Source organism: Bacillus sp. S71 (assembly GCF_016625265.1).
Classification (GTDB): Bacteria; Bacillota; Bacilli; order Bacillales; family Bacillaceae_G; genus Bacillus_A; species Bacillus_A cereus.
The window spans coordinates 177,244-189,308 of the sequence record NZ_JACVUW010000001.1 but is presented as its reverse complement, the minus strand read 5'-3'; the positions used below and the strand labels follow the sequence as shown (position 1 = coordinate 189,308).

The window sequence follows — 12,065 nt, the reverse complement described above, 5'->3', positions numbered from 1 at the left end:
TATAATGGAGGGGATGTACATGAAGGAGCAATATAAAATCATTGTTTTAAGTGATGAATTATCAGGGGATAGGATTCGAAATACATTAGACAAAAATAAATGTAAAACAATAGTTCATGTTGTAGACGTTTCAGATGTTGTTCGTATAGAAAGTTCTTTTCAATATATAGTCATTTGGAGAGTGGACGCAGAAAAACTTACAAATGACTTGATAAATAGGGGCGTGCAAAGTTCAAAAATTATTAATTTAACAAAATACATGTATGAATGGAAGGATAAATTAATTTCTATCTATCAAATAAATCCGAATCTTATGTCTTTATACATTTCTATGAAAAAAGCAAAGAGTGATCCGACGTATGAATTGTTTGCTACCGGTTTGTCTTATCCACATTGTGGCATAAGTACGGAGCTTCTCTCAAAAAAGTCAATAAAATTAACACTTCCATCGCAAGATCTATACTATGATTATTTAATAGCGTCACAACTTTTATCAAACAATCATTCATTTCAATATTGTTTAATAGGAATAGCCTATTTCTCGTTTTACTTTGATATGTCGTTATCATCTGAATCATATAGAATTCACAAAGTATATTATCCATTGTTTCAAGATGGTCATCATACTGTAGTTCACTCTCCTCTACCCACTGATGGATTCTCACATCTAAATACTCCGAAACCACTTCTTTCTATTTTTAATTTGCATTTTGAATATATTTTATTAGACGAACTAAAAGATGAATCATTGATACTGCCTTGGATAAATGCTGAATGGAATACTACTTCTCTTCATATTCCTTTTGAAGAACACGGGAAAATAAGAGCAGCTTCACATACTAAATTGGTGTATCCTCATACTTTAGTTGAAAATAAAATGATTTTTAAGAAATATTTAGAATTACTGTTGAAAAACGATATAAAGCCATTAATTGTTGTATTCCCTGTTACTTTACATTATTTCAATTGTAGTAGTAAGAAATTAAAAGAAGATTTTTATAAAGTTATAAATGAGTTTCAAACTCAATATTCTTTTCAAATTATAGATCTATTTGATTCGCCATTATTTTGTGAGGATGATTTTTATGATAGTGATCATATGAATAAAAAAGGTGCAAATAAAATGTCCGCGTTATTAAATATGTTTATTCAGGAACGAAAAGTATGATATTTTGTTTCATGTTTGCATAAATGTATATAGGCTCCATACAGTTAAAGTAATGTGATTTTTGTGTCGCGTATATAAATAATATGCGAAGAGGTGAGAGAGTTAAAATGAGAACTCGTATTGAAAGAACTGAAGAGGTGGTAGAGCAACTTCCGTTGGTAAGTGTATTAATTCCTACGTATAATCGTCCTCGTTACTTTGAAAAGGCGTTATGTAGTGTATTAGAACAAACATACCCTAATATAGAAATTATAGTTGGAGATGACAGCACGAATGATGAAACAGAAAAAGTGTTACAAAAATACTTATGTGATCATTCAAATATTATTTATATAAAAAATAGATCAACTCTCGGACAATTTGAAAATGCGTTAATGTTATTTCATGAAGCGAACGGTGAGTATATAAATTTTTTAATGGATGATGATGTATTTCATGTAAATAAAATTGAAAAAATGATGAAGTATTTTTTCCATGATTTAGATAATGAAATTAAGCTTGTAACATCTCATCGTCAAGTAATTGATGATAAAGGGAAAGAACTACGACATATTTATTCAACTGTCCGTTTATTTGAAGAGGATACGATTATAGAGGGGACAGAATTAGGAAATAAGGTAATTGTGGAGCAAAAAAATTATATTGGAGAACCGACAACAGTTTTATTTCGTAAAAATGATTTGCAAGAACCGTATGGGATTTTTGATAAGAGGCGGTATTTATGTAACGTAGATATAGCTTCATGGTTATCTTTATTAAGTAAAGGAAAAGCAGTATATATAGCAGAGACACTTAGTTACTTTCGATTACATCCAGATCAACAGTTAAATGAATCTAATAAAATGATGGATGGGTTAGAAGATTTTTCACACAGTATTATAGCAGGAGAACAATATGGTTTCTTATCCACCGAAAAAGAGTTAGACAAAGCGATAACTAATTTTCTAGATTATGCAAGAAGGATAGTTCCATCATCCATATTATATACATTAGACTATTACCAAAAAATTAGAGAGAAGAAAATAAACATAGAAAAGAAAAAACAACATATAAATAATAATTCTTCTTTACCGAAAGTAAGTATACTTATTCCTGCGTACAATAGACCTTATTACTTGGAATTAGCACTCAACAGTGCTCTGAATCAAACATATGAAAATATAGAAATTATTATTTCTGACGACAGTACAAATAATGAAGTCAATGCTATGATTCAACCGTACTTACGTGAATATGAGTGTATTACATATGTTAAAAATGAAACGCCGTTAGTTGCCGAAAACTTTAATAAGTGTGTAGAACTTGCGGATGGGGACTATATAAACTTTTTATTAGATGATGATTTATTTCATCATGAAAAGATCGAGAGAATGATGCAATACTTTTTGACGTTAGAAAATATTTCATTTGTGACGTCATATCGTGAACTGATTGATGAGAATGGAGAGATATTACCACCTTCAACATTGAATATGAAAATCGCGAAAGAAACTACACTTTTTGAAGGAAAAGAATTAGGGAATTATATGTTAAAAAACTTAAAAAATGTAGTTGGTGAGCCGACAACTGTTTTATTTAATCGTGATTTGTTTGACGGGAAGTTTGGGTATTTTAAAGGAAAGGCTTATTCTGCTATTAATGACATTGCAACTTGGCTAGATATGATGAGGAAAGGAAAAGTAGTTTATATACAAGAACCTCTTAGTTATTTTAGACAACATAGTGGCCAAAATCAAAAACAAATGCATTTTATTTTAATGACAATTGAAGAGTGGATTGAATTAATTATAGATGCATATAATAGTGGATTTTTAAGCTCCGAAAGTGAGTATAAAGAGAGTTTATCTTATTGTTTAGAAAATGCGGGATTTATAGTTAAGGATGCAGTAAGAAATGGCGAACTAGATCAAATTTATAATGAAAAGATAAAAAAAGGGTTAAACAAGTTAGTTGCTCATATGTTCGAGAAAGAATCTTGTTATTGTCAATATTGCAATAAACAATTTGAAAAATTTTCACCTTGGCCAGCACATTATGATTTTCCGAAATATAAATTTGAGATGTGGAATAAAGATACAGGGATATGTCCAGTTTGTAATTCGATGGATCGTGAAAGATTGTATCGTACGTACATTGAAACGGAAACGGACTTGTTAAATAGAAACTATACAATGCTTCATATTGCACCTGAAGCGAAGTTAAGAGATTGGTTTAACGAGTATAAAAATATTACGTATGTATGTGGTGACTTAGAACCAAAGGATCCATTAATGAAGGAAATTGATGTTACAAGGATTACATATGATAGTAATACTTTTGATGTAATATTATGTAGCCATGTGTTAGAACACGTTCCTGATGATGACAAAGCAATGCGAGAGTTATATAGAGTATTAAAGCCAAATGGATGGGGAATTATTCAAGTACCAATCGTAATGAATGTAGATTTTATTGTAGAGAATGAATTAATTGTAACACCACAATTGAGGAAACTAGCTTTTGGTCAAGAAGATCATGTGAGAATTTATAATCAATCGGGATTTATTCAAAGATTAATGAATGCAGGATTTAAGGTGGAATTATATAACATAGCGGAAAAACAAGGAATGAAAAGTGCTAGGAAATTTGGATTATCTGAAACAGATATGCTCTATATTGTCCGAAAATGATAGGAAGGAATAGATAGATATGGAGAATATTCCTTTTTTACGTGCTTCAACTGTACCTGTAAGTGAGTATTTGGACGAATTGAAGGAAATTGATACATCTCACATATATACGAATTATGGACCTATAAATCAACGTTTTGAGGAAACAATTATGTCGTCATTTTTTCAAAACAGGGGAGCTGTTACAACAGTAGCAAACGCAACGTTAGGGTTAATGGCGGCTATTCAACTAAAGAAAAGAAGAAAGGGAAAGTATGCTCTCATGCCTAGCTTTACATTCCCTGCAACTGCCTTAGCCGCTATTTGGTGTGGATTGGAACCTTACTTTATTGATATTTCAATAGATGATTGGTATATGGATAAAACGGTACTTTTGGATAAGATAGAAGAATTAAAAGAAGAGGTTGCGATTGTTGTCCCGTACGCCACCTTTGGATCATGGATGAACTTAGAAGAATATGAAGAATTAGAGAAGAAGGGGATTCCGGTTGTCGTAGATGCGGCGCCGGGATTTGGATTAATGAATGGAGGGATGCATTACGGTCAAGATTTTAGTGGAATGATCGTATATAGCTTTCATGCAACAAAGCCGTTCGGAATTGGTGAAGGAGGGCTCATATATAGTAAAAACGAAGAAGATATACAACGTATTAAAAGGATGGGGAATTTCGGATTTGATAAAAATCGTGAATGCACGATGATGGGGTTTAATTGTAAAATGACTGAATACGCAGCAGCTATTGGGATTGCGACTATAAAAAAGTGGGATCAAAAATTAAAAGAACGCACCTGTATTTCTGAATGGTATAAACAGTTGTTACAAAATACTGGGTTAATGAAAAAAGGGTGGAAAGTCCAAAAGACAGAAGCAGTTATTCACCAATTTATGCCTATCATTTGTCCAGAAGAAGTTCGCAACATACAAGTAATAGAAGAACTGAAAAAACAGAAAATAGAAGCTAGATTATACTTTTCACCATCTTGCCACCAACAAGTTCTTTTTAAAAACTATAAGTCTACAGATTTAACAAAAACGAATAAAATAGCAAAACGAATCGTAAGTTTACCTTTATGGGAAGGAATGACGAAAGAACTAGTAGAGCAAATTGTAATCTGTTTAGAGCAGAAGGTGGTGTCGGTAGATGAATAGTTTTTATAGTCAAGAAGAACTAAAGAAAATTGGATTTTTATCTGTTGGGAAAAATGTATTGGTTAGTAAAAAAGCAAGTATATATAATCCGAGTGCTATATCAGTTGGCAATCATGTAAGAATTGATGATTTTTGCATTTTAAGTGGTAAAATCACAATTGGAAGTTATTCGCACATATCAGCGTATACAGCGTTATATGGAGGGGAAGTTGGGATTGAAATGCATGATTTTGCAAACATCTCAGCTAAAACAATCGTATATGCAGTACTTGATGATTTCAGTGGAAATACATTAATGGGGCCAACCGTCCCGAATCAATATAGGAATGTGAAAGCAGAAAAAGTTATTTTAAAAAAACATGTGATTATTGGTGCTAATTCTATTATTTTTCCAAATGTAACGGTAGGAGAAGGAACGGCAGTCGGCGCGATGAGTATGGTAAAAGAGAGTTTAGATGATTGGTATATTTACGCTGGAGTTCCCGTAAGGAAAGTAAAACCTCGTCAAAAAAAGATGCTAGAGTTAGAAATTGATTTTTTAAAAAGCATTCATTCTTAACAAAAAAGAATGAATGCTTTTTATTTTTATCCCGCTATTTGCTGGTAAAGATTCGACTGGTGAGGGCTAATTAAAGTTTCACTTTATGATAGAGCGGAGTGTATCTTAACTTATTATGTTTTAAATTTTGCTGACCAAGGCAATACTGAGCCATAGTGAATGTAAAGTTGGAGGGCGAGCGTATATGTTTGATGAGGATGGGATTGTTTTAATTATGGAACCAGCTGATGAAAGAAACTTGAGGAGATTTATTTTTTCAGTGCCAAAGTCAGTGTATGAAAAGAAGGGGCTTACATTACACTATGGAACAGCTATAGGACAAGGATATATGGATATAATTGAAGATATTATAAGCGTACATATAGAAATAGATGTTGTAACGATAATAGGGCATGTAAGAGGATAAATAGCTATTTGAAAAAGGTTATAAACAATTTAGCTAGAAGTTATGTATAGAGAAAATTACAGACAATGATAAAGACGAAGGGAGTCTAAAATGAAAATAAAATCAATTTTATTAGTATTTATAGTTTCAATTGGTTTAATGGGATGTTCAATAGTGGAAGAAGGAAAGAACTCCATAGATTATGCTCAAAAGGCGACAGACTATGTAAATGAAATAAGTGCATTTGCAAACGATGCACCAGCATTAGCAGAAAAGGCCGTTAATGATAGCGAGGCTCGAAAAGAATTAGAAACGAAGCTTAGTGAAATTAAACAAGATATACCCGCATTCAATGAATTAACGCCACCTGATGTAGCAAAGGATCTTCATCAACAAATCGTCGGATATAACGAAAAGTTAAATACGTTAATTGATACGGCGATGACAAAGATAGAAGAAGGAAAAGTGGATGTAGAGCAATTTAAAAACTCAGAGCTTATGCAGACGGTAGATCAAGTTCGAGATTTGAAAGATAAGGTGCAAAATTTAGGTCAATAATAAAAAGCTCCGTTTGTGATAAACGGAGCTTTTTATTATTGGATACAATAAACGATTACACCAACGATAATAATAGCTGCACCAAGTAAATGATTCCACTAAATCGTATCTCCAAATAGAAATACTGACCAAAGCATTGACCATAGTATAATAATCCCGCGATGTGAATATGCTTTTGAAATTTCGAAATGTTTAATTACTTGTTGCCATAAAATTGCATATCCGAATAAAAGTACAACTAGTCCGAAATAAGCAACAAAAAATGAGATGGAAGCAATGGGAAACTTAGCTGCATGGATTTTATTGTAAAACAATAGAAGCCATGCATTCATTTTTTCCAAGGTTCTACAATATGTATCGTTTTATTTGTTGCATCCAACTCTACTTGAACACCGATAGGTATAGTAATCATTGGATGTGTATGACAACAATCGAAGTCAGCTAGAAAAGGAATTTTTTGATTTTGAAGTACTTCTAACAGTATTTCAAAAGGTTTTCGATTTGTACCACAATCATCAAATTGCTCATGTTTTCCAAGAATGATAGCTGAAATTTTATCGAATACACCGTTAATTTTAAGGAATGAAAAGCTTCTTTCGATAGTAGCTGCATCTTTTGAACTGTCCTCAATAAAGAGAATATCGCCTTCTTGAATATGTGGCATATAGGGGCTAGCCCAAATTCCTTGTATCGTGTTTAAATTCCCGCCAATAATACGACCAGTAGCTTTTCCGTCAATTACTGAAATCCAATTGTTTGGTCGAAGTTCTTTCTCCTTAGTCTTTTCTTCCCAATTAATAAATTCATCTGACCAAAATAATGGTTGTTTTATATGATAAGGAAGAGATTGATGATGTAGTAAAGTTTCTGCAAAATATTTGTATGTACAATTAACAAAAGGTTCAAATTCGCCAAAGGAAGGGACGAGAGCTGGCCCATAAAATGTAGGGATTCCTGTTTTAGCATAAATTCCTAGTAATAAAGCAGTTGCATCTGAATATCCAATCATTATTTTAGGGTTATTTAGAAAAGCATCATAATCAATATAAGGTAATATTGAATTTGAATTCATCCCACCAATTGTTGACATAATACAAGAAATATTAGGGTTTCTTATCAAGGCATTTAGTTCATCAGCACGCTCCTGTATACTACCAGAACGATAAAAATCATATCGACCTGTTAATGAACCTTCTAATATATGAAACCCTTTCTGTTGTAAGTAAGATTTTGCTCGTTCAAATCTATTTGGGGAAGTGTAGGTTACTGGTGAAGAAGGGGAGTAGATCCCAATTGTGTCTCCATATTTTAATGATTTTGGAAGTAGCATTTGTATGAATCCCTTCTATTAAATAGTTTATTTACAAGATTTCATTGTTGAATATTCTTATATTTCAGTATTATTAGTGTAACATAAACAAATTAAAATAATAATTACTGTATATGAATAAATATACTTTTTACCTTGACTGTATAAAGGAATTGTTGTTAAGGTTAAATGTGAGTGTATAAAAGGTTTGCTAAAGGAGTTTTGAAATGAATCGGTTAAAATGGGGAAGGATGACAGTCCTATTAGTCATTATTTTAGGGATATGTTGGTTCTTATTCCAAGGAAATCAAAAGAGCGTAGCGAATGTAGAAGGACAACCTTTGCAAGTGGCAGAACTACCTAAAGCAGGATTTACTGAAAAAGTAGTCCCGCCAAAGTACATCCCACCAGAAATTAACGCAAAAGCGGCTATGATTATCGATGCGAGTGATGGAGATATTATTTATCAATATAATGAAAATGAAGCTTTTGCACCGGCTAGTATGTCTAAGATGATGACAGCGTATCTCCTACTAGAGAGTATACATAACGGGAAAGTTCGCTGGGAAGATCCAGTTAAAATGAGTGCGAAGGCGGCACAAACAGAGGGAGCGAGAATCCCAGTACAAGTTAATGACACATTAACTGTTAAAGATTTATATCATGCATTAATGATTGAGTCAGCTAATAATTCAGCTGTGGCTTTAGCAGAACATATGGCAAAATCGGAGAAAGATTTCGTTCAGCTTATGGATGCAAAAGCGAAACAGTTAAAAATGTCGGAACATGCTAAATTTGCAAATGCATCTGGATTACAAGAGCCAGATGGAAGTGAAACAAAAATGACGGCTGGTGATGTAGCACAATTGGCGTATCATCTTATAAAAGATTATCCGGAAATATTAGAAGTGACTCACTTACGTCAAAGTCAGCTAGCATTTAATAATATTAATGTTATAAGCACAAACGACATGTTAAATAAAAATAATAAAAGTTTATATATAGAAGGAATGGATGGACTAAAGACTGGATTTACAGATAGCGCAGGATACTGTTTTACGGGGACTGCAAAGCAAGGTGATAATCGAATTATTACAGTGGTCATGGGGACATCAAGTAAAACAAAACGTTTTACAGAGACAAATAAGTTAATGTCGTATGCATTTGGATTAGTTAATTAAGTAAAATACGAATCTAGATCGCTACATAAGTAAGACTGTTTGTTGTTACTAATTTTAGATAACAACAAACGGTCTTTTTATTTTAACTTTAAAAAGGAAAAAGATTCTAAATACAAGTGTTATCATTTGAGTTTATTTGTTGCTGTGATATTATAAAGTTATAAGCTTATTAATAATAAGTTTGAGGGGCGTAATATGACATATACATATGAAATAGCCTCAATTGAAAATTGGAGGGAATTATGATGGCAAAAGATTTTTACTCAGCAATTGAAGACAGAAGATCTATTTATGCAATTAGTAAAGAGCAAGTAGTTTCTGATGAAAAAATTCAAGAAGTGATTTATCATGCTGTAAAACATACACCTTCAGCTTTTAATTCTCAAAGTGCTCGCGTTGTTGTTTTATTAGGAGAACAACATGATAAATTATGGGATATTACGAAAGAAACATTAAGAAAAATTGTACCTGAAAATAACTTTGCACCTACTGAAGAAAAAATGAATGCATTTAAAAGTGGTTATGGAACGGTTTTATATTTTGAAGACAGTGAAGTTGTGGAAGGTCTTCAAGCAAACTTTGCATTATATAAAGATAATTTCCCAACTTGGTCTCAGCAATCATCAGGAATGTTACAATTTGCAATTTGGACAGCTTTAGAAATTGAAGGGTTTGGTGCTACGTTGCAGCATTACAATCCGCTAATTGATGAAGAAGTGAGAAAAGAGTGGGATGTTCCAGCAAATTGGAAGCTCACTGCGCAAATGCCATTTGGTAAACCGGTAGTACATGCTGGTGAAAAAGAATTCCAACCGTTAGAAAACCGTGTGAAAATTTATAAATAAAATAATTTGATAAAAGGTGAACAGGAATATAACCTGTTCACCTTTTTTATACGTAATAAGGTTTTTTTTGTCCAGCATTTTTCATCTGATTTTTTAATTCATTTTTACGTATTTCAATAGCTGATACTTTTTGTAATGTTATCATTGAAACGAATTGAATAAAAGCATAGTATGGCTCTATATTTTTTTGTATTGGATCATCTATTATATTTCTCACAAATATGCCTCCTCTTTTTATTCCAATAAAATTCCGCATTAATGGGTAGCCCGAGTAGTGAGGGTTAATAATTAGCGGGGGGATAAAACCTTTACTAATTAAAGTTTTATTATGATATATAATACTATGATTATCCTATAAATTCCATTATCGGAAAAGAAAACAGTTGGTATAGTGTGTGTTTTCTTTAAAGGAGAAATGGTTTTTGTGAAATAAATCTTACAATTCGTCAAATTATTTCAAAATTGTAGATAGTATAGAAATTTAGTTTTCTAAAAATATTATACTATTGATAAATAGAGTGATTTTTGTCATGATGAAAGTATACTTCATGTAAGGAGCTTTATAAGGAAATACATAATGTGGTTTGTATTAGGTTAATAGAATTTTTTATAGAAGATAGACAAGGGATGTTTTATATTGAGATATTAAATGAAATGTCGAATTTTCATGCAATATATAAGAAATTTGAAAAAATCATTGCAAAAACACTATAATTAATGATAAAGTTCACATGAAGTTCACACGGATTTCACTTTGTTCATTTAAAATGAACTCTGTGTGAAAAATAAAACTCTTGCTAAAAAATGGAACTGGATGAATATTTTACTTTGATAATATTGTAAAGTATTAAAGTTTTAAGTTTTTTTTAAGAGGATAGTAGGGAAAGGAAGTAAAGACAACTTATGAAAAAAGTAATTGCAGGTTTAGCAGCAGCTTCTGTAGCTGGCGTTGCAGTTCCAGGAATGGATTCTGCTCATGCACAAGTTTCAAATGAAGCGCTAAAAGAAATTAATGGACAAACTCAAACTCAAACGACTGTAACTGAAACAAAAACTGTAGAAACAACTTCTGAATTAAAATACACAGTAACTGCTGATGTATTAAATGTTCGTTCAGGTGCTGGTACAGGACATAACGTTATTTCTAAAGTGAAATCAGGTCAAGTGCTACAAGTAGTTGGACAAGAAAACGGTTGGTTCAAAGTAAACGTAAATGGTCAAACAGGTTATGTAAGTGGTGACTTCGTAACGACTGGTGGCAAAACAGGAACGACTGTTCAACAAGGAACAGGTACTTACACAGTAAACGTTTCTTCACTTAACGTACGTACAGGCCCAAGTACATCTCATACAGTATTAGGTTCTGTAAACAAAGGTAAAACAGTACAAGTTGTAGGTGAAGTACAAGATTGGTTTAAAATCAACTTCAATGGTGGAACTGGATACGTAAGCAAAGACTTCGTAACAAAAGGTGGTTCTGCTGTATCTAACGAAACACAACAACCAACTACAAACAACAATACTACAACAGTTCAAACTGGTGGTTCTTATGTTGTTAACACTGGTGCTTTAAAAGTACGTACAGGCCCAGCTACATACAACGCTGTAATCGGTGGAGTAACAAATGGTAAAGTACTAAACGTTACTGGCGCTGAAAATGGCTGGTACAAAATTAACCATAACGGCCGCACGGGTTACGTAAGTGCAGACTTCGTTAAGTTTGTAAAAGGCGGAGTAAACAACGTTACAAATAACAATAACAATAACGTTACAAATAACGTTCAACAACCAGGTAAAGACGTACAAAAACCAACAACAGGTGGAGATACATCTTCAATCGCTGGATTCGCTAGATCTTTAAATGGTTCACCATACAGAACTGCTGGTACAACACCTGCTGGTTTTGACTGCAGTGGATTCATTCACTACGTATTAAATCAAACTGGTCATAAAGGCGCTCGTCAAACAGTTGCTGGATACTGGAGCTCTAAAACAAAAACTAGCAATCCACAACCAGGTGATTTAGTATATTTCCAAAATACTTATAAATCAGGTCCTTCTCACATGGGTGTTTACTTAGGGAACGGTCAGTTCATTAGTGCAGAAACAGATGCAACTGGTGTACGTATTAGTTCTGTAAGTAACTCTTACTGGAGCAAGCACCTATTAGGTTACACAAAAGCATACTAAGAAAAAGTAGTTTTATATACTTTTCGTATAGAGAAAAGGCTTTCCAAGGAA

General features: G+C 32.6%; 11 protein-coding genes and 1 pseudogene. 9 read left to right on the top strand and 3 right to left on the bottom strand.

Annotated elements, in window-relative coordinates; translation table 11 throughout:
• Positions 1–19 precede the first annotated feature (19 nt).
• From IBT51_RS01005 to IBT51_RS00980, 6 genes are all read left to right on the top strand, one after another.
• Positions 20–1,168 carry a hypothetical protein gene (locus IBT51_RS01005; protein WP_200457917.1) on the top strand — a complete coding sequence of 383 codons (1,149 nt, stop codon included), beginning with the start codon at positions 20–22 and terminating at the stop codon, positions 1,166–1,168.
• 107 nt (positions 1,169–1,275) lie between these two features.
• On the top strand, positions 1,276–3,837 hold the full coding sequence (locus IBT51_RS01000; protein ID WP_200457916.1) for a glycosyltransferase: 2,562 nt from the start codon (positions 1,276–1,278) through the stop codon (positions 3,835–3,837).
• Positions 3,838–3,856: 19 nt separating this feature from the next.
• A complete protein-coding gene (locus IBT51_RS00995; RefSeq protein WP_069355430.1) occupies positions 3,857–4,987 on the top strand; it encodes a DegT/DnrJ/EryC1/StrS aminotransferase family protein in 1,131 nt (376 codons plus the stop codon).
• Positions 4,980–5,546, top strand: coding sequence for an acyltransferase (locus IBT51_RS00990; RefSeq protein WP_001084185.1), 567 nt, complete (start codon positions 4,980–4,982; stop codon positions 5,544–5,546). The genes IBT51_RS00995 and IBT51_RS00990 overlap by 8 nt, the downstream gene beginning before the upstream one ends.
• 184 nt (positions 5,547–5,730) lie before the next feature.
• Positions 5,731–5,952: a hypothetical protein gene (locus IBT51_RS00985; protein WP_000459099.1), complete on the top strand. Its 222-nt coding sequence runs from the start codon at positions 5,731–5,733 to the stop codon at positions 5,950–5,952.
• A gap of 90 nt (positions 5,953–6,042) precedes the next feature.
• Positions 6,043–6,489, top strand: a complete 447-nt coding sequence (locus IBT51_RS00980; RefSeq protein ID WP_000695203.1) for a DUF6376 family protein — start codon at positions 6,043–6,045, stop codon at positions 6,487–6,489.
• Between the two features lie 101 nt (positions 6,490–6,590).
• On the opposite strand, the pseudogene IBT51_RS00975 reads toward IBT51_RS00980, so the two are convergent.
• Together IBT51_RS00975 and IBT51_RS00970 are read right to left on the bottom strand one after the other, a co-directional pair.
• Positions 6,591–6,821 (bottom strand): annotated as a pseudogene (locus IBT51_RS00975) (hypothetical protein); the annotation flags it as partial.
• Complete coding sequence (locus IBT51_RS00970; protein ID WP_069355431.1) at positions 6,818–7,819, bottom strand: S66 family peptidase; 1,002 nt, start codon at positions 7,817–7,819, stop codon at positions 6,818–6,820. The gene IBT51_RS00970 and the pseudogene IBT51_RS00975, both read right to left, overlap by 4 nt.
• A 206-nt stretch (positions 7,820–8,025) precedes the next feature.
• On the opposite strand from IBT51_RS00970, the gene IBT51_RS00965 reads away from it, so the two are divergent.
• Positions 8,026–8,979: a D-alanyl-D-alanine carboxypeptidase family protein gene (locus tag IBT51_RS00965; RefSeq protein ID WP_001080881.1), complete on the top strand. Its 954-nt coding sequence runs from the start codon at positions 8,026–8,028 to the stop codon at positions 8,977–8,979.
• Between the two features lie 242 nt (positions 8,980–9,221).
• Complete coding sequence (locus tag IBT51_RS00960) at positions 9,222–9,824, top strand: nitroreductase family protein (protein ID WP_002093949.1); 603 nt, start codon at positions 9,222–9,224, stop codon at positions 9,822–9,824.
• Positions 9,825–9,870: 46 nt separating this feature from the next.
• Here IBT51_RS00960 and IBT51_RS00955 read toward each other — a convergent pair whose 3' ends face one another.
• Positions 9,871–10,041, bottom strand: coding sequence for a DNA mismatch repair protein MutT (locus IBT51_RS00955; protein ID WP_140155560.1), 171 nt, complete (start codon positions 10,039–10,041; stop codon positions 9,871–9,873).
• Positions 10,042–10,727: 686 nt separating this feature from the next.
• Between IBT51_RS00955 and entFM the strand changes: the two genes are divergently transcribed.
• Positions 10,728–12,014 carry an enterotoxin EntFM gene (entFM, locus tag IBT51_RS00950; RefSeq protein ID WP_071730992.1) on the top strand — a complete coding sequence of 429 codons (1,287 nt, stop codon included), beginning with the start codon at positions 10,728–10,730 and terminating at the stop codon, positions 12,012–12,014.
• The last annotated feature ends 51 nt before the right edge of the window (positions 12,015–12,065 follow it).